The organism is Pseudomonas sp. TNT2022 ID1044 (assembly GCF_028656895.1).
Classification (GTDB): Bacteria; Pseudomonadota; Gammaproteobacteria; order Pseudomonadales; family Pseudomonadaceae; genus Aquipseudomonas; species Aquipseudomonas reinekei.
In genome coordinates, this window is sequence record NZ_JAMDHB010000001.1 from 700,816 (window position 1) to 723,263 (window position 22,448).

Below are 22,448 nucleotides of genomic sequence, written 5' to 3' on the forward strand. Positions count from 1 at the left end.
AGCAAAAACGCTGTCTACGATAGTTCCTACAGGTAATGCGCATATTCCGTGTAGGAACTGTCGGGGCTGCGATATTTCAGGCTTGGCAAAGGGGCAAGGGGGCACGTAGTCGACGTAAATTGGCCCTCGGCCGATTATTCAAGGAAACGCCATGACTCAACGGTTACTGCAACTTGATCAGGTGTCGTTCAACCTGCCCGACGGGCGCGTGTTGTTCGAACACTTGAACCACACTTTCAGCACCAGGGCCACTGGCATCGTGGGTGCCAATGGGTGTGGCAAGTCCTTGCTCGGCCGGCTTCTCATGGGCGAGCAATGGCCCACCGATGGCATCGTCCGCCGCGAAGGGCGGGTTTACGGGGTGGCGCAATTGCTTGATCCCGAGCGCTATCCCACCGTCGCCGCGCTGGCCGGCGTCGATCATATCCTGGCGGCGCTGGCACGCATTGCCCAGGGCAGTGTCGACGAAGACGACCATGCCCTGGCGGTCGATCAATGGGATTGCGCCGCACGTCTTGAGGCGGAGCTGCTGCAGATCGGTCTGGGTCATTTGAATGCCGACGCGCGCACCGACACCCTCAGTGGTGGCGAACGGCAACGGGTGGCGCTGATGGGGGCGTGGTTATCGAGGGCCGACTGGTTGATTCTGGATGAGCCGAGCAACCATCTGGATATCGATCAGCAACACAAGCTCGCGCAGCAGATCGAGCGCTGGCCCAATGGCTTGATCCTGATCAGCCACGATCGCGGTCTGCTGGACCACGTCGACGAAATTGTCGAGCTGTCGCCCCTCGGGCTGGCGGTGTATGGCGGCAACTACAGTTATTATTCGGCAGCGCGCGAGCAGGAACAGCAGGCGTTCCAGTCGGCCCTGCAAGGCGAGCGGGCACAGGCCAGACGCGAGCAACGCGAGATGGTCGTGCAGATGGAGCGTCAGCGACGGCGTAATGCCCGCGGCGACCGCCAGGCGCGTGACGGCAACCAGACCAAACTGATTACCAATGCGCAAAAAGAACGCAGCGAAAACAGTCAGGGCAAGCTGCGCCTCAATCAGCAGTTGGCCCGCGAACAACAACAGCAACGTATCGCCGAGGCTCGGGCGCGCTGTGCGCCGGACATCCAGCGTGTGATGCTGTCACCGGAGTGTTCGGTGCCCAGTGGCAAGCTGATCGTGCAGTTGATCAATGTCGTTCTGCCTTTCGGCCATGCGCAGCCAATCAACCTGACGCTGACGGGCCCTATGCGCATGGCTATTCTGGGCGCCAACGGGAGCGGCAAGTCGACCCTGTTGCAGGTCATCGCCGGGCAGCTTCCAGCGCGTGCGGGGGGCGTGGTGCGCAGTTGTCATGTCGGCTGGCTGGATCAACATGCCGGGCTGCAGTATCCGCAACGCACGGCGGTGCAATGGCTTTACGAAAGTAACCCGCAGTTGCCCGAAGCCGAGGCACGGACGCGGTTGGCGCAGATGGGGATCGATGCGGATCGAGCAATGCTCAAAACCTGCCAGTTGAGTGGGGGAGAGCGCCTGAAAATTGCCCTGGCCGCCGAGTTGTATGCGCTGCGGCCGCCGCAACTGCTGTTGCTGGACGAGCCGGACAATCATCTGGATTTGCCCAGTAAAATCGCCCTCGAACAGATGCTCGACCAATACACCGGGGCGTTGATCGTGGTCTCCCACGACAGTGCTTTTTTACAGGCGATCCACCTGGATACCGAGTTCCATCTCGGCAACGCACCGCGTCATTTGGGATAAAGCGGCGGCAACCCACTGTCACCGACCGGGTCCTGGACTCGTTCGGCGATCGGAAGGGTGCGAATTACCCTCCACAGCTCTTCACCTTGCCAGTGCTGGCCGGTTTCGCTGTAGAGTGCGCCGTTCAGGCCGTCCAGGGCATCCGACAGCGGGACGAAGCGGGCGGCCATGTCGGCCAGGGTTTCCGGTTGTTGCCGGGCCCAGGCGTCGAGGGCCTGGCGCGTGGCGTGGGGGTCGTTGGCCTGGCAGGCGCGCTTGAGGTCGTCGAGCACGGTGCGCGGGCTCGGGCCGGTTTGCGCGGCGCGCAGGATTGCCGGTTGCCAGCGGGCTCGCCACCACAGGCCGAAGCCGAGCAGAGTGGTGCAGGCCAGAATCAGAGTGCTGAGTTTCCAGCGCCAGAGGATTTCGCTGTCGACGCTGGCATTGGCCTCTGCGGTGCCGGCCGGCGTGTCGACCATCAGGCTTGGATTGGCCGCCACTTGCAGGGTACGGGCCGGCAGGCTGCTGTGTTCCAGGTGATCTTCAAAGGTGTTCCACCACACCACTTCAACCGAAGGTAATTCGATCGAACCGCTTCGCGAGGGAACCAGCGCTTCGCGGTCTTCGCGACTGCCGACCAGACCGCGCTCGCTGTTCTGGTTACCCAGCACCGGTTGATCCGGGTAACGGCGTAGACCGTTGACGTCGGTGCCCGGCAGGGGCGGCAGTTGCGAGCTCGCCAGGCCTTCGGCTTTCACCGTCAGGCTGCGGGTCAGCGAGTCGCCGACCTGAACGTGTTCCGGTTCCGGGTTCCAGCTCTCGCTCAGGGTCAGGCTACGCGCCGGCAACCACGGCAGGTCGGCGGGGTAGGTGATGGGTTTGGCCTTGACCGTCAGCAGGATCTCACTGGAGCTGACGCGCATCAGTTTGCCGGATCTGAGGGATGTCGCCGTCGAATCCTGGGTGGGTTGCGCATCCACCAGGGCGGCGTTGAAGATTTGCCCCGGAATGATCAGTTCACCGCTGTGCTGCGGATAGATCGCGTAGCGCATTTCAATCACGCCGTGGCGCACGCCGTTGATGTCTTTTTCGTAGGTACGCGATTCGCCCAGCTGTTCGATGCGCGCATCGGGAATCTGCAGCGGTGGCAAGCTGCTGTCGTCGTACAGCGACACCGAATGGTAGATGCGCAAGGTCAGGATCGCCTGGGCCTGCACGTAGACGCTGGTTTGATCGAGAATGGCGTCGATGAACACCGGGGCCTGTTTGTTCGGGTTGTTCTGGGCTTCGCTCTCGACCACTTGCACGGTAATCGGCTGGCTCTGCGCGTCCCCCAACGTCAATGACGGGATTTCCACACTGCCGTTCTGCAACGGCAGCAGGGTAACGATCCAGCGGGTGGTCGCGCGGTTGTCACCATTGAGGGTGTTCAATTGGTTGACCTGGCGCGTGCCGCGGACCTCGAACAGCGGCTCCAGCGGCGTCAGATCGGGTTTGCCGAACTGAGTGACGTCGTTGGATTCGAGGGTCAGCTCGACCGTCTCGCCGGAGTTCAGGCGCGCGCGATCGACACTGGCGACCAGCTCGGCTGCCTGGACCTGCGAAGTGCAGAGCAGCAAGGCGATCATGAAAGCGGTGAAGCGGGTCATCGAGTTTTTCCCTGATCCTGATGTTGTTGCTGTTCGTACCAGAATTTGCGCCTGAGCAATTCTCCCGGGTCATCCGGGATCTGCCGCAGCCATTGCTCCAGCGCCTGTTGCTGCTCGCCCTCGATGCTGTCGCTGGCCGGGCGCATGGGCGGTGTGGTGTGCTGTTCGTCACCCAGTTCACTGCCCGGCACTTCGTTGGCGCCAGGGCGCGGCGGCGTGGTCAACGGTTGTTCCGTTTCGGCGCTGGCCTGTGGGTCAGCGGTTTTCGGTTCGCCGTTGCTCGACGGTTGGGCCGGGGCGCCGGGCGGTGTTTCCTGTTCGCTGGCCTGGGGCGTTTCGTCGGGTGCCTTGTCGGGCTCGGCTGCGGGCGGGTCCGCCTTCTGCTTGAGCAGACTTTCTACCAGGGCCTTGTTGGTCAGTGCCGGACGCAAATCCGGCTGGCGCTCAAGGGCCTGTTCGTAAGCATCCAGCGCCGCCTCCAGTTCACCGCTTTTAGCCAGGGCGTTGCCACGATTGTAGTGGGCGTGGGCGTCGTCACCTTCGGCGAAGCGTTGGGCAGCCCCAGTGTAATCACCGGCCTCATAGAGGGCCACGCCTTGCCACTGATGATCTTCAAAGTGCCGGGCAGCCTCGGCCGGGCGTTTTTGCTTGAGCAGGTGCAGGCCCTGTTGGTCGGGGCGCAGCCACAGGTCCTGGAACTCGAAGGCATAACCGGGTTGCGGCAGGGCCAGCAACAGCGGCAGGCACAACAACCAGCCGCGCCGACCGGCGCAAGCCGCCAGCAGCAACAGCGGCAACAGCAGCCAGTAACCCTGATCGGCCCAGGTGTCCAGGCGCAGGGTCTGGCCGTCGTTACGCAAGTTGCGGGGGCCGTCGAGCAAGCCCAGGGCCCGTAGATCCGAGTCGCTCAAACGCGCATGGCGATAGCGCCCGTCCAGATCACTGGCAAAGGCTTTCAGTCCGGGCTCATCCAGATGCGGTACCAGAATGGCGCCTTGTTCGTCCTTGAGAAAGCTGCCGTCCTCCTGAGTGATCGGCGCGCCTTCGGCGGTGCCGATGCCGATCATCAGCCATTGCGTTGATTTGCCGCTCATTGCGCGCTGAATGCCTTGGCGTTCGGCCTCCGAGAGGGATGAGCCGATCAGCAGGATCCGGCCGTCACCCAGCCCAGCCTGATCCAGCAATGCCAAAGCCTTGTTCACCGCCAGATCGGCGCGATGGCCGGGCTCCGGCATCAGCGACGGCTTGAGCGCATCGAGCAAGTTGCGGCTGGTCGACAGGTCGTCCGACAGCGGCACCAGCGTATGCGCACTGCCGGCATAGACCACGATGGCGGTCTGCGCGTCGCTACGGTATTGCAGCAGGTCGAAGAGCTTGCGCCGGGCTTGTTCCAGGCGGTTGGGCTGAACGTCGGTCGCGAGCATTTCCGGGGTCAGCTCAAGGATGACCACCAGCGGATCGGCCGGTTTCTGACTGAGTTGTTCGACCCGCGACCAGCTGGGGCCGACCAGGGCGAAAATGGTCAGCAGCCATGCCACGCCCAGCGCGATCCATGGCAGTTTGCTGTTGCGGCCATTGCCGCCGCTGAGCAACGCGGCGTGAAAGGCCGGCGGCAGGATCATCTGCCAGCGCCCGGCGCGTTTCTGCCGGTGCCAGAGTTGCCAGAGCAGCCAGCCGAGCAGCGGCAGCAACAGCAACCACCAAGGTCGGAACCAGTACGGCCAGAGCGCGCTCATCGGCGCCTCCGCAGACGCAGGCGTCTGAGCCGCTCGCGCCAGTCAGGCAATTGCGTTTGCAAAAACAGATCCTTGGTAAACAGGCGCTGCAGCGGGTTGTCCGGCCACAGTTCGCGTGCCACCAGCAACATGCTCAGCAACAGCGCGATCGCCAGTGGCCAGTGATACAACGCCTGGGCCGGGCGAGCCTGGGTCGGTTGCTGGGTCACGGGTTCCAGTTGATCGAGGGTGTCCTTGACGGCTTGCAGTTCCTTGCCATCACGTGCCCGGAAATACCGGCCACCGGTGGCTTCAGCGATTGCCATCAGGGACGGTTCGTCAAGGTCCAGGCTCGGGTTGATGCCGAGAAAACCCAGGGTGCCGCTTTGCTCCGGGTCTGCGCCGATGCCGATCGGGTAGATTTTCACCCCTTCCTTGGCCGCCAGGCGCGCCGCCGTCAGCGGGTCGATCTCGCCGCCGTTGTTGGCGCCGTCCGTGACCAGGATAAGCACGCGGCTTTGCGCCGGGCGCTGGCGCAGGCGTTTGAGGGCCAGGCCGATGGCGTCGCCGATGGCGGTGTTTTTGCCGGCAATGCCGATGCGCGCTTCGTCCAGCCAGACGCGTACGGTGTGCCGGTCGAAGGTCAGCGGCGCTTGCAGGTAAGCCTGGCTGCCGAACAGGATCAGGCCAACCCGGTCGCCTTCGCGGCTTTCGAGGAAGTCGCCGAGCAAATGCTGGACCAGCGTCAGGCGGCTGACGTCCTCGTCCTGCCATTGCATGTCGGGGTAGTCCATGGAGCCGGAGACGTCGACTGCCACCAACAGGTCCCGGCCACTGGCGGCAATCGGCAGCGGGTCCCCCAGCCATTGCGGGCGGGCGGCGGCGGTCAGCAGCATCAGCCACAACAGCAGAAACGGTGCCTGTTGGCGCCAGGCCGGCAGATTGGCCCGGGCCCGGCGCCCGGCCAGGCCTTCGAGGTCGCCGAGGAAGCTGACTTTGAGCGCCGGTTCGCCGCTGTCGGCGACCGGCAGCACGATGCGCATCAGCCACGGCAAGGGCAGCAGGGCAAAGATCCACGGCCAGGCGAACTCAAACATGTTTGCGAATCCAGGTCTCGACCGCCTGGGTCAGGCCCGCGATGGCCTTGTCGTCAAGCTTGCATTCGGGCTTGTAGGCGCCTTCAACCAGCACCATCCAGCGGGTCAGGCCGGCTGCCGGGCAGCGGTTGTCGAGGAATGCCAGCCATTTGCGACCGTTGAGGGTATGGCTCTGGCTGTAGGGATAGTGATTGCGACACAGGCGCTTGAGCAGGCCATTGAGTTGCTGCAACCAGGCGCCGGCCGGCGCGCCGTCGTACGGCTTGGGCATCAGCGCCAGTTCGGCCAAGGCGGCGACGCGCACCGGGTCCAACGGTTGTTCGGCGCGCACGACCGGGCGCTTGTTGGGAATGAAACGCCGCAGCTTCCAGATGCCGAAGCCAATGATCGGCAGCAACAACAGCAGTAACCACCAGCCCGGCGCGGGAGGCCAGAATCCGATCGGGGGTGGGGAAATCAGCGGTTGCAGTTGATCGAGACCGTTCATCGGCCTTTACCTGGCTGCTGCGGGTTCAAGTATTCGCGCAGTTGTTCCACCATTTCGCTTTGGGTACTCAAGGGCATCAGCAATACCCGCAGCTTTTGCGCGAGCAACTCCCAGCGGGCAATGCGGGCCTCGGCCTGGGCGCGGTAAGTCTGGCGCAGGTCGAAGTTCAGCGTGTCGAGTTCCAGTTGTGCACCGCGTTCGGCGAAGCGCAGCAGCCCGGCAGCGGGCAGGGCGTGGTCCAGCGGGTCGGACAGAGGCAGGAGCAACAGATCGCAATGCCGCGACAACAGGCTCAGCTGTTGTTCGGCGCTTTCCGACAGGGCGCGCTCATCGCAAATCACGATCGCCAGGCTACCGGGGCGCAATACCTCGCGGGCGCGGCGCAAGGCGATGCCAAAGGCGTCGCGATCCGGCTCGCTTTCGGTGTGCAACGACTGATTGACCCGTACCAGGCGATTGAGCAGTTGCAGCAGGCTTTGTTTGCTGCGTCGGGGTTTGATTTCGTAGTGCTCGTTGTCGCCGAACACCAGCCCGCCGACCCGGTCATTGTGGCCCAGTGCGGCCCAGCCGATCAGCGCTGCGGCCTGTGCGGCGAGCACCGATTTGAACATCAGCCCCGAGCCGAAAAACAGCCGGCGGCTTTGCTCGACCATGATGAAAATCGGCCGCTCACGTTCTTCATGGAACAGTTTGGTGTGCGGCTCCTGGGTCCGCGCGGTGACGCGCCAGTCGATCGTGCGCACATCGTCGCCGGCCTGATAGACCCGCACCTGATCGAAATCCACCCCGCGCCCGCGCAGTTTGGAGTGGTGCAGGCCGATCAGCGGGCTGCGTTGGCTTGGCGTGGAAAACAGCTGCACTTCGCGCACGCGATGGCGCATCTCGATCATCTCGGCGAGCGTGATGCGGATGCCCGGTTCGGGCGGCAGGAGGGCGTTCATCGGACTCAAGCGACAGCTACGACGTCGAGAATCCGCTGGACCACCCGGTCCTGATCGATGCCAGCGGCTTCGGCTTCAAAGGAGAGAATGATGCGGTGACGCAACACGTCGAACAGCACCGCCTGAATGTCTTCCGGGCTGACGAAGTCGCGACCGGCGAGCCAGGCGTGGGCGCGGGCACAGCGGTCGAGGGCGATCGAGCCGCGAGGGCTGGCGCCATAGGCAATCCACTCGGCCATCTCCGGATCGAACTTGGCCGGGGTGCGGGTGGCCATGACCAGTTGCACCAGGTATTCCTCCACGGCATCGGCCATGTACAAACCGAGGATTTCCTTGCGAGCGGCGAAAATTGCCTGTTGGCTGACCCGGCGTTCGGGCTTGGTTTCACCATTGAGCGCTTCGCCACGAGCCTGTTGCAGGATGCGGCGTTCGACGGCGGCGTCCGGAAAGCCGATTTTCACGTGCATCAGGAAGCGGTCGAGTTGCGCCTCGGGCAGCGGGTAGGTGCCTTCCTGCTCGATGGGGTTTTGCGTGGCCATCACCAGGAATAGCGGCGACAGCTCGTAAGTACTGCGCCCGACACTGACCTGACGCTCGGCCATGGCTTCGAGCAACGCCGACTGAACTTTGGCCGGCGCGCGGTTGATTTCGTCCGCCAGCACCAGGTTGTGGAAGATCGGGCCTTGCTGGAAGACGAAACTGCCGGTTTCCGGGCGATAGATTTCCGTACCGGTGATGTCGGCAGGCAGCAGGTCGGGGGTGAACTGGATGCGATGGAACTGAGCCTCGATGCCTTCGGCCAACTCTTTGATGGCCTTGGTCTTGGCCAGGCCCGGCGCGCCTTCGACCAGCATGTGGCCGTCGGCAAGCAAGGCGATGAGCAAGCGCTCGATGAGTTTTTCCTGGCCGAGAATCTGCGTTGAAAGAAAGGTTCGCAGCGCGAGCAGCGCTTCACGATGTTCCATCGATGACTGTTCCTGGAAATGGGTCGCCGAGGTCGTGATGAATACGCCAGGGCTGGGGGCGTTACTTTAATCCATCGCGGGGGGCGGCGACTAACGGCATTTTGCGCAAAGTGCGGGAAATGGTTGGGGATTGTTGAATTTTTGCGGGGCGCAAGTCTTGGGATGGCTGGCAGGGCCTCATCGCTGGCAAGCCAGCTCCTACAGAGAGGCGGTGTGTGTGCAATCTGTGCAACAGTCACTGTAGGCGCTGGCTTGCCAGCGATGGGGCCGGTTCAGGTGCCCTCAAATCTGGCTGATGAAGGTCCCGGTGCCGTCAAGGATGTTCTTCAGGGTCTCTGTAACTTCATCCATATCCACCATATCCGGGTTGAAGGTGATCTCCAGCACATCATCTCCATTCAACGCATCGGCATCCGCCGCCGCAATTTCAATCTTCAGCAGGGCAGGGCTCAACGTAACCTTCACGCCATCGAGCGTCGAAGGCTCGCCGTCCAGGGTGATTTCCAGCTCGTCCTCGTCCGGATAACGGCTCATCAGGAACATTTCGCCCTTGTCGCTGTGGCAGCAGAGCATGGCCATGTTGTCTTCCTCGTCGTCGCACGGGTTGACGATCAAGAGGGCGGTGGTCATTTGCATGGGGATTTCCTGGCTCGGCGAGCGTTGTAAAGGCGAACAAACGGCGATTCTGCCAGCCCACGCACATTTATGCTCGTCCGAGTGTCAGAGGATGTGTCGTGAACGAGCGAAGTGTTGCTGGTCATTTCTGGTACGCATGTCCCGTAAAACCGGACGGAAAACCGTCATTTTCCTGTGCGAATGCTAGTGTTGTTCGATGCGCATGCCTGAAGCTGCGTGCCGTTGACCGAATATGTCGCAGCACCGCAAGCACGGGCCTTGCCGCACTCGTTAAGCTGCGCAACGGATGAGCACCCGTAAAGACATTGCGCTGCACGCAGCCAGTCGTTTTTGCAGATGCCCATTCACGGAAGGTGAATGTGACCCGAGTGTCCCGTCCAGCTTCACCCACCTGTCACCCTGTTTCCTCTGCCCGAGAATCAGGAACCGGGTGACGGACCGCCCCGAGAGGGGTTTTGCACGCGACGCTTCCATCAATAACAAGCCCAAGCGGAGTACCACAGATGGCGTTCTTCACCGCAGCCAGCAAAGCCGACTTCCAGCACCAACTGCAAGCGGCACTGGCGCAGCACATCAGTGAACAGGCACTGCCACAAGTGGCGCTGTTCGCTGAACAATTCTTCGGCATCATTTCCCTTGACGAACTGACCCAGCGTCGTTTGTCCGACCTCGCTGGCTGTACCCTTTCTGCGTGGCGCCTGCTTGAGCGCTTCGATCACGCGCAACCGCAAGTGCGCGTCTACAACCCCGATTACGAGCGTCATGGCTGGCAGTCGACCCACACCGCGGTCGAAGTGCTGCACCACGACCTGCCATTTCTGGTGGACTCGGTGCGTACCGAGCTGAACCGTCGCGGCTACAGCATCCACACCCTGCAGACCACCGTGCTGAGCGTGCGTCGCGGCAGCAAGGGCGAGTTGCTGGAAATCCTGCCAAAAGGCACCCAGGGCGACGACGTGCTGCAAGAGTCGTTGATGTACCTGGAAATCGACCGTTGCGCCAACACCGCTGAATTGAACGTGCTGAGCAAAGAACTGGAGCAAGTGCTCGGTGAAGTGCGCGTTGCGGTGGCCGATTTTGAGCCAATGAAAGCCAAGGTCCAGGAAATCCTGAACAACCTGGACAGCAGCAAGTTCGTTGTCGATGGCGACGAAAAAGCTGAAATCAAAAGCTTCCTGGAATGGCTGGTGGGCAACCACTTCACCTTCCTGGGCTACGAAGAATTTGTTGTTCGCGATGAAGCCGATGGCGGCCACATTGTGTACGATCAGGACTCCTTCCTCGGCCTGACCAAATTGCTGCGCGCCGGCCTGACCTACGATGACCTGCGCATCGAAGACTATGCCGTGAATTACCTGCGCGAACCGACCCTGCTGTCGTTCGCCAAGGCCGCACACCCAAGCCGTGTACACCGTCCGGCTTACCCGGACTACGTGTCGATCCGTGAAATCGACGCCGACGGCAACGTCATCAAGGAATGCCGTTTCATGGGCCTGTACACCTCCTCGGTGTATGGCGAAAGTGTGCGGGTCATCCCGTACATCCGCCGCAAGGTCGCGGAAATCGAACGCCGCTCCGGCTTCCAGTCCAAGGCTCACCTGGGCAAAGAGTTGGCGCAGGTGGTTGAAGTGCTGCCACGCGACGATCTGTTTCAGACACCGGTGGACGAGCTGTTCAGCACCGTGATGTCGATCGTGCAGATTCAGGAACGCAACAAGATTCGCGTGTTCCTGCGCAAAGACCCGTACGGCCGTTTCTGCTACTGCCTGGCCTACGTGCCGCGTGACATCTACTCCACCGAAGTGCGCCAGAAGATCCAGCAAGTGCTGATGGATCGCCTGAAAGCCTCGGACTGCGAGTTCTGGACCTTCTTCTCCGAGTCCGTGCTGGCCCGCGTTCAACTGATCCTGCGCGTAGACCCGAAAAACCGCATCGACATCGACCCGCAACAGCTGGAAAACGAAGTGATCCAGGCCTGCCGCAGCTGGCAGGACGATTACTCCGCGCTGACCGTCGAGACCTTCGGCGAAGCCCATGGCACCAACGTGCTGGCCGACTTCCCGAAAGGCTTCCCGGCGGGTTACCGCGAGCGTTTCGCAGCCCACTCGGCTGTGGTCGACATGCAGCACCTGCTGAACCTCAGCGAGAAAAATCCGCTGGTCATGAGCTTCTATCAGCCGCTGGGCCAGGTGTCCGGCCAGCGTGAGCTGCATTGCAAGCTGTACCACGCCGATACTCCGCTGGCACTGTCCGACGTGTTGCCGATCCTGGAAAACCTCGGCCTGCGCGTGCTGGGCGAATTCCCGTACCGCCTGCGTCACACCAATGGCCGCGAGTTCTGGATTCATGACTTCGCGTTCACCGCGGCCGAAGGCCTGGACCTGGACATCCAGCAACTCAACGACACTCTGCAGGACGCGTTCGTCCACATCGTCCGTGGCGATGCCGAGAACGATGCGTTCAACCGTCTGGTGCTGACCGCTGGCCTGCCTTGGCGTGACGTGGCGCTGCTGCGTGCCTACGCCCGCTACCTGAAGCAGATTCGTCTGGGCTTCGACCTGGGCTACATCGCCAGCACGTTGAACAACCACACCGACATCGCTCGCGAACTGACCCGGTTGTTCAAGACCCGTTTCTATCTGGCGCGCAAGCTGACCGGCGATGATCTGGACGACAAGCAACAACGTCTGGAGCACGCGATCCTGACGGCGCTGGACGACGTTCAGGTGTTGAACGAAGACCGCATCCTGCGTCGCTACCTTGACCTGATCAAGGCGACCCTGCGGACCAACTTCTACCAGACCGATGCCAACGGCCAGAACAAGTCGTACTTCAGCTTCAAGTTCAACCCGCACTTGATCCCTGAACTGCCGAAGCCGGTGCCGAAGTTCGAAATCTTCGTCTACTCGCCACGCGTTGAAGGCGTGCACCTGCGCTTTGGTAACGTTGCCCGTGGTGGTCTGCGCTGGTCCGACCGTGAAGAAGACTTCCGTACCGAAGTCCTCGGCCTGGTAAAAGCCCAACAAGTGAAGAACTCGGTCATCGTGCCAGTGGGCGCGAAGGGCGGCTTCCTGCCGCGTCGCCTGCCACTGGGCGGCAGCCGAGACGAGATCGCGGCCGAAGGCGTTGCGTGCTACCGCATCTTCATTTCGGGTCTGCTGGACATCACCGACAACCTGAAAGACGGCGCGCTGGTACCACCGGCCAACGTCGTGCGTCATGACGACGATGACCCGTACCTGGTGGTCGCGGCGGACAAAGGCACTGCAACCTTCTCCGACATCGCCAACGGTATCGCCATCGACTATGGCTTCTGGCTGGGTGACGCGTTCGCGTCCGGTGGTTCGGCCGGTTACGACCACAAGAAAATGGGCATCACCGCCAAGGGCGCGTGGGTTGGCGTACAGCGCCACTTCCGCGAACGCGGGATCAATGTCCAGGAAGACAGCATCACTGTCGTGGGCGTCGGCGACATGGCCGGTGACGTGTTCGGTAACGGCTTGCTGATGTCCGACAAGCTGCAACTGGTTGCCGCGTTCAACCACCTGCACATCTTCATCGACCCGAACCCGAACCCGGCGACCAGCTTCGTCGAGCGCCAGCGTCTGTTCGACCTGCCGCGTTCGGCCTGGTCGGATTACGACACCAGCATCATGTCTGAAGGTGGCGGTATCTTCTCGCGCAGCGCGAAGAGCATCGCGATCTCCCCGCAGATGCAGGAACGCTTCGACATCAAGGCTGACAAGCTGACCCCGACCGAACTGCTGAACGCCTTGCTCAAGGCACCGGTGGATCTGTTGTGGAACGGCGGTATCGGGACTTACGTCAAGGCCAGCAGCGAAAGCCACGCCGATGTCGGCGACAAGGCCAACGATGCACTGCGCGTGAACGGCAACGAACTGCGCTGCAAAGTCGTGGGCGAGGGCGGTAACCTCGGCATGACCCAATTGGGTCGTGTGGAATTCGGTATCAATGGCGGCGGTTCCAACACCGACTTCATCGATAACGCCGGTGGTGTGGACTGCTCCGACCACGAAGTGAACATCAAGATCCTGCTGAACGAAGTGGTTCAGGCTGGCGACATGACCGACAAGCAACGCAACCAGTTGCTGGCGAGCATGACCGACGAAGTCGGTGGTCTGGTGCTGGGCAACAACTACAAGCAGACTCAGGCGCTGTCCCTGGCGGCCCGTCGCGCCTTGCCGCGGATTGCCGAATACAAGCGTCTGATGAACGATCTGGAAGGCCGTGGCAAGCTGGATCGCGCCATCGAGTTCCTGCCGTCGGAAGAAGCCCTCAACGAACGCATTGCCGAAGGCCATGGCCTGACCCGTGCCGAGTTGTCGGTGCTGATCTCCTACAGCAAGATCGACCTCAAGGAGCAGCTGCTGGGCTCCCTGGTGCCGGACGACGACTACCTGACCCGCGACATGGAAACCGCTTTCCCGCCGACCCTGGTGAGCAAGTTCTCCGCAGCCATGCGCCGTCACCGTCTGAAGCGTGAAATCGTCAGCACGCAGATCGCCAACGATCTGGTGAACCACATGGGCATCACCTTCGTTCAGCGACTCAAAGAGTCGACCGGCATGAGCCCGGCGAACGTGGCGGGCGCCTATGTGATCGTGCGCGACATTTTCCATCTCCCGCACTGGTTCCGTCAGATCGAAGCCCTGGATTACCAGGTCGCCGCTGATGTGCAACTGGAGCTGATGGACGAGCTGATGCGTCTGGGCCGTCGCGCTACGCGCTGGTTCCTGCGTGCCCGTCGCAACGAGCAGAACGCTGCCCGCGACGTCGCGCACTTCGGTCCGCACCTGAAGGAGCTGGGGCTGAAGCTCGACGAGCTGCTCAGTGGCGAAATCCGCGAAACCTGGCAGACCCGCTATCAGGCCTACGTCGAAGCCGGTGTGCCGGAGTTGCTGGCGCGTATGGTGGCTGGCACCTCGCACCTGTACACCCTGCTGCCGATCATCGAGGCGTCCGACGTGACTGGCCAGGATCCGGCTGAAGTGGCCAAGGCTTACTTCGCCGTGGGCAGTGCGCTGGACATCACCTGGTACATGCAACAGATCAGCGCGCTGCCGGTTGAAAACAACTGGCAGGCCCTGGCCCGTGAAGCGTTCCGTGACGATGTGGACTGGCAGCAACGTGCGATCACTATTTCGGTCCTGCAACAGGGCGACGGCACTCAGGACGTGGAAGCACGCCTGTCGCTGTGGATGGCGCAGAGCGAAAGCATGATTGAGCGCTGGCGTGCCATGCTGGTGGAAATCCGTGCTGCCAGCGGTACTGACTACGCCATGTACGCGGTGGCCAACCGTGAACTGCTGGACCTGGCGTTGAGCGGGCAAGCGGTGGTGGCACCTGCCACGGCCAATGCCGAGCTTGAACTGGCTTAAGTCAGCGTTGAATGAAAAAGCCCCGCATTGAGAGATGCGGGGCTTTTTTATTTAAGAGATTAAGGATGAGTTAACCGCTAAGGCTAACTCAAGAGTAAGGAGTTGAGTGTTGCGGTGAGCGTGCGCTCCTTTCAAAAATATCCAGCTCGAATACCGCAATGTCTCCAGTGGAATCGTTAAAGTAGTACTTATGAACTGGTGCGCGCCATATATTTTTTTTGATGATCCCTGAGTTGCGTGCTTTTAAATAGACCGTCGCTGTATTGGAGCTTAAATCATCCAGTGTGATGATGTTGTGATTGGCGTCCAGCAAGTTGAACGATGTTGTGTTTCCTCCGGCCGCAGCAAAGGCGCCCAAGATGCCGTCGCTGTTCTTGCTGAAGTATTTTTGATAGTAGGGTTCGCTCAGGATTTGTAAATTGTAATAGTCGTCGTAACATCTGAAGTGCACGATAATTTTTGGCGCCACGGTATTTTCGCCATAACCTACTGGTAGCATGCCATTGCCAAAAGGATCTTTGACATCATCAGTGGTGATGATGTTTTTAGGTAACTCGGAGACTTCAAAAAAACGTGAATTAAGCTGTTTTTCAAAAAAGCTCATTTTACTGTGATTGCAAGTCAACTCCGCAATGAAGGATCTGTCTTGATTTCTGTCCATGAAAACTTCCGTTGTTTTAATGAGGGTTTATGCCATATTCATTCCGAACATAAAATACCGTTGTTCTCGTTCTATGGAAGAGTTTAAAGATTTCAAATTGCTACATGGCCCTATGTCATGTCTTTTTCTATGAAAGACCGACAGTCGGTCGGATGTGAACGCGGGCAGCTTTCGTTCCAGTAATAACCGAGCCCGCCCGCGAGGTGATTACCGTCAATAAGGTTTCTTGTTTTGGGGATTGTCTAGCATTGATATATTGCTTGTCGGGTTGGTTAGTAAATTACTGAGCGACTGGTCAAACTTCTGCAGCGCCCGTACTTGAATATTCTGTTGCTCATGTATATCCGCAACGATGTCTTCACTGCGTTTATAGTCCGCCCAGACCGGGCTGAGTGCCTTGGCGTCATGCCCTCGCGCAGTGCCGATGTAATTCAAGTTCCTGTCGTAGAAATCCGCGCTGACATTCGCCTCGATGTCCGAGCTTCGCGATGTGATCAACTGGCTGCGACTGTCGACGATGGCGACCACGTCCGGTCTGGCTGACTGGAGGCTTTGCATGTCCGGATACACCGTGACTGAACCGAACTGCCGTTGTAGCGACGCTTTGACCCAATCCACCGCGAGGTCGGGTTTGGAGGTGGCGACGTAGGCGTCGTGGATCTCCTGCACCAGCAGGCTCTGGCCGAAACCGGTGCCGGCATTGGCCTGGTAATCCTGCAGATAGGCGCGGTTGGCCTGGGTGTTGTGGCTATACACCATGCCCAGGGCAACGTTGCTGTCGTTGGGAATACGGGTTGCGTTGCTGCGCCCGACCGGTTCGCTGAACACACCCTCCAGCGAAGGCCCCGCCGAGGGGGCGGTGGGAACCGAGCAGCCGGACAAAAAAACAGTTGTTAGGGTTAACGTACTGACAAGTGCAAGTTTCATTGTGTTACTCCAGTGAAACAACATCAGTAAGGAAGATGAAGTTGCCGGAAGTGATCGGCAGTTGCTCCAGACTAAACCGGGAACAGCCGAAGCAAATAGCCGATATCACACGGTCCATAGTTTTGTTTGGTTTAAATAAGTCCGGTTAATTGCTCACGGAAATAAAAACACCCGGATGGCACATTTGGCAGAGATTATTTATGGCTATTCGCTCAGCGATCAGTTTTTCAAGGGGATCAGCACTTGTTCATCCGGCGACAACACCATGAACACCAACAACTTGGCAGGCTCGGTCGCGCTGGCGTTTTTCGAGACCAGGTGCTCGGAGCCGGCCGCTTCGTACCAGTATTCCCCAGCCTTGTAAGTCACTGCTTTTTCGCCCTTCACCTGGGAGGTAATCGACCCCGAAAGTACGTAGGCCATGGCGGTACCTTCGTGTTTGTGGGCGATGGACGATTGGCCAGGCTGGTAATCGACTTCAATCATCAGTGCTTTTTTACCCGGTACGTTTTTCAGCATGTGGTCTTGCAGCACTGTGATTTTTTCCGAGGGGGCACCGGCTTCATGGGCGAATGCCGAGGCGGAAACGGTCAGGGTCAGGGCAACGAGAGGAGCGGCACAGAAGCGTAAAACATTCATGGTTCATCACCTGCATTGGATTAGGGGCCAGGCACCAATCTAGTCCGCCGCGCTGGGCAATCAAACAGCCAATATCGGGGAAGGTCAGGGGACCAATTTCCAGCGTTTCAACTAAAAGATCGCAGCCTTCGGCAGCTCCTGCAGGGAACGTATTCCGATGCAGGAGCTGCCGAAGGCTGCGATCTTTTGATTTTTCTACTAACGAATCGGAAAGCTGTTGAAGTCGACGGCGTTAGCCAGCTGGCAATCGATCAGGTCGATGAAGCCTTGCACCTGCGGGCTGTTGAAATGCGACTGCATGGCCGATTCCGATTGCCAGTGGGCACTGACGGTCCAGCGGTTACTGTCCTCAGGGCAGCGGTCGACCATATAGGAGTCACAGCCCGGTAGTTCGCGCAGGGTGTCGACAATCTTTTGCAGTTGCTTACCCAGTTCTTCCGAGCGGCCGGCGACGGCCTGCACCTTAACGGTATTGATCACTTTGTCGGACATTGGCTCACACTCCTGAATCAGGCCGGACGAATCCTGCTCATTGAGGGATAACGCCTATGCAGAATAGGCCTGCACCCCCGGACATCCAATAGCCAATCGCCTGATAAAGCCGCAGACCAATCCATCAGGCGACTTGCTGCAAGATGTCCCTCAGCCGATCCAGCGCCGTGTCGATGTCCAGGGTTTCGATGGCGCCAAAGCCCATGAGAAAGCCGGCCTGAGGCGTTCGCTGGTAGAAAAAGCCCTCGATGGAATACAGCCCCACTTCGACTTTTTTCGCCAGTTCGATGACCAGGGCGATATCAATGGGCACTTTGCACATGACCGCCATGTGAAAACCCGCCGTGCTCGGGACCGCTTCAAGCCACGGTGACAGGTCACCGGCCATGCGCGAAAGGATCCGCTCACGTCTGCCGGCATAGATCGCGTGGCAACGGCGGATATGCTTTAGCAAACAGCCCTCAGCAATGAATTTCGCCAGTGCCCATTGGGGCAGGGTGGAGGTGTGCAGGTCGGTCAGTTGCTTGGCGCGCACCACGGCTTCGTGGATGGCTGGCGGCAGGATCGCGTATCCCAGGCGCAGCTCCGGCAACAAGGTTTTCGAGAACGTCCCGACGTAGGCGACGATCCCGCGCTCATCCATGCTTTGCAGCGAGTCCGTGGGACGGCCCTCATAGCGGAATTCGCTGTCGTAGTCGTCCTCGATGATGATCGCCCCCAACTCATGGGCCTTGGCCAGCAGCGCAACCCGACGCGCCTGGCTCATGGGCATGCCCAGCGGAAACTGGTGCGAGGGGGTGACGTAAATCAACCGGGTGCCGAGGGGAATCTTGTCCACCTCAATACCTTCGGCATCCACCGGCACGCCCACCACAGTGGCGCCGTGGGTGCCGAACAGCAGGCGCGCGGGCGGATAACCGGGGTCTTCCATGGCGACGATGCTGCCGGGGTGGGTCAGCACCCGGGAAATCAGGTCCAGCGCCTGCTGCGCGCCATTGCACACCACCACGTCGTCGTCCTGGCAATTGACCCCACGGGAGAACGCGATGTGTCGTGCGATGGCATTGCGCAACGCCGGCAGGCCTTCGGGCAGGCTGTAGAAGCCCTTGGAACCTGCCATCTGCCGCAAGGCGTGGGACGTGCAGCGCCGCCAGTCATCCTGGGGAAACTGGCCCTTGCTGGTGGCGCCGCCGATAAAGTCGTAACGCAGCGAGCCTTCCAGCGTCGGGTGGCGCAGAAACACCGGCAGCGTGCGCCAGGACTCGATCACCTCGAAACCCGCGAGCTCGGTATGGCTTTGCTTGCGCTCGACTTTGGAGGTCCGCGCATTGACGTAGGTGCCTTTGCCGATCACGCCGGTGAGGAAGTTTTCGTAGGTCAGTTGCGCGTAGGTATCGGAAATGGTCTTGCGGGAAATGCCCAGTTGCTCGGCCAGCAGGCGGCTGGGTGGAAGCTGTGTCCCGGCTGCCAGGCGGCCCGATTCGATGGCGCTGCGCAGTTGCTTGTACAACTGGCCCGCCAGGTCCTTGCGGCCATTGATGACAACATGTAGTTCCATACCGGCGAGGCTCCGGAGCCATTGAGGCGCGTGTGCGAGGCGCCAGATTACCCTCATCGTTGCGGATGCAGAAGTTGCGTGGTGCAAATACCGCTAATTGGTCTGGCAGCGGGTGGTGCACGGTTTTTTCGCAGAATTGGACCTGTAACGCGCTTGCATCAGCGACTACCTTGAGGGTTCATCACCGTGACACGAGGCCTGCCATGAACCCCCGCCTGGATTACTACAGCGCGTCACCCAAAGCGATGAAAGCGATGATCGCGCTGGAGGCGTTGACCAGCAGCCTGAGCATTGAAGCGGCGTTGTTGCACCTGATCAAGATCCGCGCCTCACAGCTCAATGGCTGTGCGTTTTGCACCGACATGCACTCAGTGGATGCCCGGCGTCTGGGCGAGACCGACCGGCGCCTGTATTCGATTGTGGTGTGGCGCGACAGCAACTTCTTCAACCCGCGCGAGCGCGCGGCCATGGCCTGGACCGAGGCGGTGACGCTGCTTTCGCAAAACCATGTGCCGGATGACGTCTATGAACAGGCGCGGGCGCAGTTCAGTGAGGGTGAGCTGGTGGACCTGACCATGGCGGTCACGACCATCAACAGCTGGAATCGCCTGGCTGTGAGTTTTCGCCAGACGCCCAGCGATTGAACCCCACACGCCCTTGCGGACGCTGGCTTGCCCGCGATGTTTTCACGGCGCAGGCGGGCGCTGCGGTTTCACCGACGTGCCGAAGGTATTGCCCATGCGTGTGCTGGTGGCTGCCGGAGTCGCCAGGCCGACCTGGTTGGGCGGGCGCTTGTTGATCGGCACGTTCATGGCTTCCAGATTTTTTTGTGCAGCGGCGGCGCCTTCCGGGTTGTTGCCCATTTGCTGGCTCAGGCAGTTGTAGTCCGGCGCCTTGTAGCCTCCCACCGATACGTCCACACACCCCAATGGCTCTTCGGCCTGCGCCAGTGTCAGTGCGCTCATCAGCAAAATGCCTGATGCGATGCTCGATAACGTGTTCATTCAAGACCTCCTGTCCAGCCCGAACGGGCCGTGGATGCGCTTGAGTCTATTACATAGCGATTTGCTATCTCATGATGGTTTTTTTGCACGGGCCGTCACACCAGATTCATAAACAGTGATCAGGATGACGGTTTTCAGGGGCAGGGCAGCCGTGCAACGAGGCAGAGTCAGGGGCGCGCGCCAGATTGCGTTGATGCAGGTTCGCCAGGTGTGCCTGGCGTTGCTGATCGGCTTGATCGCATCGGTCGCGACGGCCGGGCCGCTGGATGCCGCAACACCCCGGGAGCTGGATATTCCAGCCCAGGAACTGGCCGGCGCACTTGAGCAGTTCAGTCGTTCGACCGGCCTGGCTGTATTGGTGGACCGGCAGCTGACCCGCGGTCGACGTTCACTTGCGGTCAAGGGCCGCTTGAGCGCCACGGATGCCCTGAGCCAGATGCTCAGTGGCAGCGGATTGATGGCCCGGTACGCCCGGGCTGACGCCTTCACCTTGCAAAAGGCAACGGTTGCGCCGGTGCCGGCCGTGGCGGCTCATGTGGAAAAGGGTTCGCCGCTGCCCGCCAGCAGTTATGCGGCATCGATTCAAAGTGCGATTGAACGCAGCCTGTGCCGCTCGTCATTGATCCGGCCGGGCAGTTTTCGTGCGTTGCTGCAACTGTGGATCGGCCGTGATGGTGTGGTTCAGCACAGCCGTCTGGTCAGCTCGACGGGGGATATCCAGCGCGACGCCGCGCTGGTGGAAAGTTTGCGTAACCTGGATATCGAACGCCCGGCGCCCAGCTCTCTGAGCCAGCCGGTCACGCTGCTTCTGTTACCGGAATCATCAGGAAAACGCATGGAATGCTCACAAGGGAAAGGAGTTTCCGGGGGATGAAAGACACCGGAAAAAAATCAATGGTCGGGTTGTTCCTGACTTCCTATGACGACTTCAAGGTGCGCCTGCGTCGACGTCTGGGGTCTGAGGATCTGGCCAACGATGTGCTGCACGAAACTTACCTGCGGGTCGACCGCATGGAGGAAGTGCCGGACATCGCCCAGCCCAATGCCTATTTGTATCGCATGGCGCTCAACATCGCCGCCGACCGTCGCCAGTCGGACGCCCGCTTGTTGACGGGCAGTGAGGTGGAAGAGCTGTTGCAGGTGTCCGATGAGGCGCTCGATCCGGCACGGGTGGTCGGCGGGCAGAAAGAGATCCAGCTGCTGCTCAGCGCCCTGTACGAGTTGCCCGCCCGGCGACGCAAAATCTTTATTGCCGCACGCCTGGAAGAGGCGCCACACCTGGAGATTTCCCAGCGTTTCGGCATTTCGACACGGATGGTCGAGAAGGAAATCAAAGCCGCTTTGGGCCATTGTGCCGGACGTTTGGAAAGAAAAGTGATTCAGAGGTTCGGTCCCGGGGCGGGAAAACCGTCTTGAAAGTAGAGTCCCGAATAATCCGTGAGTACCCCCGCGCTTTGAACATCTTTCGAACTTCGCCACCTGAGGTCCAGCCTCAGGATCGGCTCACCCGCGAAGCCCAGGGCTGGTTGGTCCTGTTGACCTCCGGCCGGGCGACTGTTGCCGATGCCAACGCCTTGCGTGAATGGTGCGCGCAAAGCCCTGAGCATGCCCAGGCATTCGAGCAGGCCAAGGTGCTGTGGCACCAGTTGCGTCCGGCGGCCGAGCAAATGCAAGCGCCAGGTCATTTCGGGCGGCGGGCGTTCCTCGGTGGCGCCATCGCGGCTTCGGCAGCGTTCTTCCTTATTCGTGGAACCGTGCCGGGTGGATTCTCCGGATTGGGCGCGGACTACATCACTGCAGTCGGCGAGCAGCGCCGGTTGGATCTGGCAGACGGCGTGAGCCTGGAGCTCAATACCCAGACGCGCCTCAACCATCGGCAGGGCGCCGATGGCAGCCAGGGCCTCGAATTGCTCAGCGGTGAAGTTGAGGTCCTGACGCAGGCTGATACACCCCTCAAGGTGCAGGCCGGGGGCGGTTGGCTGAGCGCCAGTCGTGCGCGATTCAACGTGCGCAATATCAATCAGAGCGTGTGCGTCACGTGCCTGGATGGGGCGCTGCAACTGCAAACCCTGGGGCGCAGCGTTCGTTTGGAAACGGGTCAGCAGGTGACCTACGACACCCGGCAGATCGGCACGCCGCAATCGGTCGACACCACGGCGGTGATTGCCTGGCGCCAGCAAATACTGGTGTTCACCGACGCCACGTTGGCGTCGGTGATCGACGAGATCAACCGCTACCGTCCCGGCATGTTGCTGTTGCTCAACAGCGAACTGGGCAAGCGCAAGGTGCAGGCGCGGTTCAGCCTCGATCAACTGGCGGGCGTGGCGTTGTTGATTCGTGATGCGTACGGGCTCAAGTGCACGGAGTTGCCCGGTGGGGTGGTGGTGCTTAGTTAATGCCTGGCGTTGGTTGAGGCTTGAATGTTCTGACGCTACCGCGAGCAGGCTAGCGATGAACGGTGACGCGGTGACATCGAAATGGCAGCCCTTTGAGGCTGCCATTTTTTTGGGGGCTACTCCCCAATCATGAAGTTTGTGTGACATCCG

Annotated in this window: 19 protein-coding genes; 6 read left to right on the plus strand and 13 right to left on the minus strand. The window is 60.6% G+C overall.

What is annotated here, in order from left to right; all coding sequences use genetic code 11:
- Positions 1-151: 151 nt before the first annotated feature.
- Positions 152-1,753, plus strand: coding sequence for an ABC-F family ATP-binding cassette domain-containing protein (locus tag M5G20_RS03225; protein ID WP_273917872.1), 1,602 nt, complete (start codon positions 152-154; stop codon positions 1,751-1,753).
- Here M5G20_RS03225 and M5G20_RS03230 read toward each other — a convergent pair.
- From M5G20_RS03230 to M5G20_RS03260, 7 genes are all read right to left on the minus strand, one after another.
- Positions 1,741-3,381, minus strand: a complete 1,641-nt coding sequence (locus M5G20_RS03230; protein WP_273917873.1) for a BatD family protein — start codon at positions 3,379-3,381, stop codon at positions 1,741-1,743. The two genes, M5G20_RS03225 and M5G20_RS03230, sit on opposite strands and share 13 nt — an antisense overlap.
- Entirely contained in the window at positions 3,378-5,117 is a 1,740-nt protein-coding gene (locus M5G20_RS03235; protein ID WP_273917874.1) for a tetratricopeptide repeat protein, read from the minus strand. Before M5G20_RS03235 ends, M5G20_RS03230 begins: the two co-directional genes overlap by 4 nt.
- A complete protein-coding gene (locus M5G20_RS03240) occupies positions 5,114-6,193 on the minus strand; it encodes a vWA domain-containing protein (RefSeq protein ID WP_273917875.1) in 1,080 nt (359 codons plus the stop codon). Before M5G20_RS03240 ends, M5G20_RS03235 begins: the two co-directional genes overlap by 4 nt.
- A complete protein-coding gene (locus tag M5G20_RS03245; protein WP_273917876.1) occupies positions 6,186-6,680 on the minus strand; it encodes a DUF4381 domain-containing protein in 495 nt (164 codons plus the stop codon). Before M5G20_RS03245 ends, M5G20_RS03240 begins: the two co-directional genes overlap by 8 nt.
- A complete protein-coding gene (locus M5G20_RS03250) occupies positions 6,677-7,621 on the minus strand; it encodes a DUF58 domain-containing protein (RefSeq protein WP_273917877.1) in 945 nt (314 codons plus the stop codon). The genes M5G20_RS03245 and M5G20_RS03250 overlap by 4 nt, the downstream gene beginning before the upstream one ends.
- A gap of 5 nt (positions 7,622-7,626) precedes the next feature.
- Positions 7,627-8,586 (minus strand): AAA family ATPase, encoded by a 960-nt coding sequence (locus M5G20_RS03255; RefSeq protein ID WP_003218556.1) that lies wholly within the window; start codon positions 8,584-8,586, stop codon positions 7,627-7,629.
- 282 nt (positions 8,587-8,868) lie between these two features.
- Positions 8,869-9,222: a hypothetical protein gene (locus tag M5G20_RS03260; protein WP_273917878.1), complete on the minus strand. Its 354-nt coding sequence runs from the start codon at positions 9,220-9,222 to the stop codon at positions 8,869-8,871.
- 503 nt (positions 9,223-9,725) lie between these two features.
- Here M5G20_RS03260 and M5G20_RS03265 point away from each other — a divergent pair.
- Positions 9,726-14,621 carry an NAD-glutamate dehydrogenase gene (locus M5G20_RS03265; RefSeq protein WP_273917879.1) on the plus strand — a complete coding sequence of 1,632 codons (4,896 nt, stop codon included), beginning with the start codon at positions 9,726-9,728 and terminating at the stop codon, positions 14,619-14,621.
- 88 nt (positions 14,622-14,709) lie between these two features.
- Here the strand turns inward: M5G20_RS03265 and M5G20_RS03270 are convergent, their stop codons facing one another.
- From M5G20_RS03270 to pdxR, 5 genes are all read right to left on the minus strand, one after another.
- Positions 14,710-15,282, minus strand: coding sequence for a hypothetical protein (locus M5G20_RS03270; protein WP_273917880.1), 573 nt, complete (start codon positions 15,280-15,282; stop codon positions 14,710-14,712).
- Positions 15,283-15,495: 213 nt separating this feature from the next.
- Positions 15,496-16,209, minus strand: coding sequence for an ATPase (locus tag M5G20_RS03275; RefSeq protein WP_273917881.1), 714 nt, complete (start codon positions 16,207-16,209; stop codon positions 15,496-15,498).
- 219 nt (positions 16,210-16,428) lie between these two features.
- The gene (locus tag M5G20_RS03280) at positions 16,429-16,848 is read right to left on the minus strand and encodes a cupin domain-containing protein (RefSeq protein ID WP_273917882.1); all 420 of its coding nucleotides are present in this window, start codon (positions 16,846-16,848) and stop codon (positions 16,429-16,431) included.
- A gap of 198 nt (positions 16,849-17,046) precedes the next feature.
- Positions 17,047-17,340 carry an antibiotic biosynthesis monooxygenase family protein gene (locus tag M5G20_RS03285; protein WP_273917883.1) on the minus strand — a complete coding sequence of 98 codons (294 nt, stop codon included), beginning with the start codon at positions 17,338-17,340 and terminating at the stop codon, positions 17,047-17,049.
- 124 nt (positions 17,341-17,464) lie between these two features.
- On the minus strand, positions 17,465-18,898 hold the full coding sequence (gene pdxR / locus M5G20_RS03290) for a MocR-like pyridoxine biosynthesis transcription factor PdxR (protein ID WP_273917884.1): 1,434 nt from the start codon (positions 18,896-18,898) through the stop codon (positions 17,465-17,467).
- A 203-nt stretch (positions 18,899-19,101) separates the two neighbouring features.
- Between pdxR and M5G20_RS03295 the strand changes: the two genes are divergently transcribed.
- A complete protein-coding gene (locus M5G20_RS03295; RefSeq protein ID WP_273917885.1) occupies positions 19,102-19,542 on the plus strand; it encodes a carboxymuconolactone decarboxylase family protein in 441 nt (146 codons plus the stop codon).
- Between the two features lie 42 nt (positions 19,543-19,584).
- Here the strand turns inward: M5G20_RS03295 and M5G20_RS03300 are convergent, their stop codons facing one another.
- Entirely contained in the window at positions 19,585-19,902 is a 318-nt protein-coding gene (locus M5G20_RS03300; protein WP_273917886.1) for a hypothetical protein, read from the minus strand.
- Between the two features lie 193 nt (positions 19,903-20,095).
- On the opposite strand from M5G20_RS03300, the gene M5G20_RS03305 reads away from it, so the two are divergent.
- From M5G20_RS03305 to M5G20_RS03315, 3 genes are read left to right on the plus strand one after another with little or no spacing between them, the layout of a single operon-like run.
- A complete protein-coding gene (locus M5G20_RS03305; RefSeq protein ID WP_443218285.1) occupies positions 20,096-20,776 on the plus strand; it encodes a secretin and TonB N-terminal domain-containing protein in 681 nt (226 codons plus the stop codon).
- The gene (locus tag M5G20_RS03310; protein WP_150734325.1) at positions 20,773-21,318 is read left to right on the plus strand and encodes an RNA polymerase sigma factor; all 546 of its coding nucleotides are present in this window, start codon (positions 20,773-20,775) and stop codon (positions 21,316-21,318) included. Before M5G20_RS03305 ends, M5G20_RS03310 begins: the two co-directional genes overlap by 4 nt.
- A 38-nt stretch (positions 21,319-21,356) precedes the next feature.
- Positions 21,357-22,298 (plus strand): FecR family protein, encoded by a 942-nt coding sequence (locus M5G20_RS03315; RefSeq protein ID WP_273917887.1) that lies wholly within the window; start codon positions 21,357-21,359, stop codon positions 22,296-22,298.
- Positions 22,299-22,448: the final 150 nt, after the last annotated feature.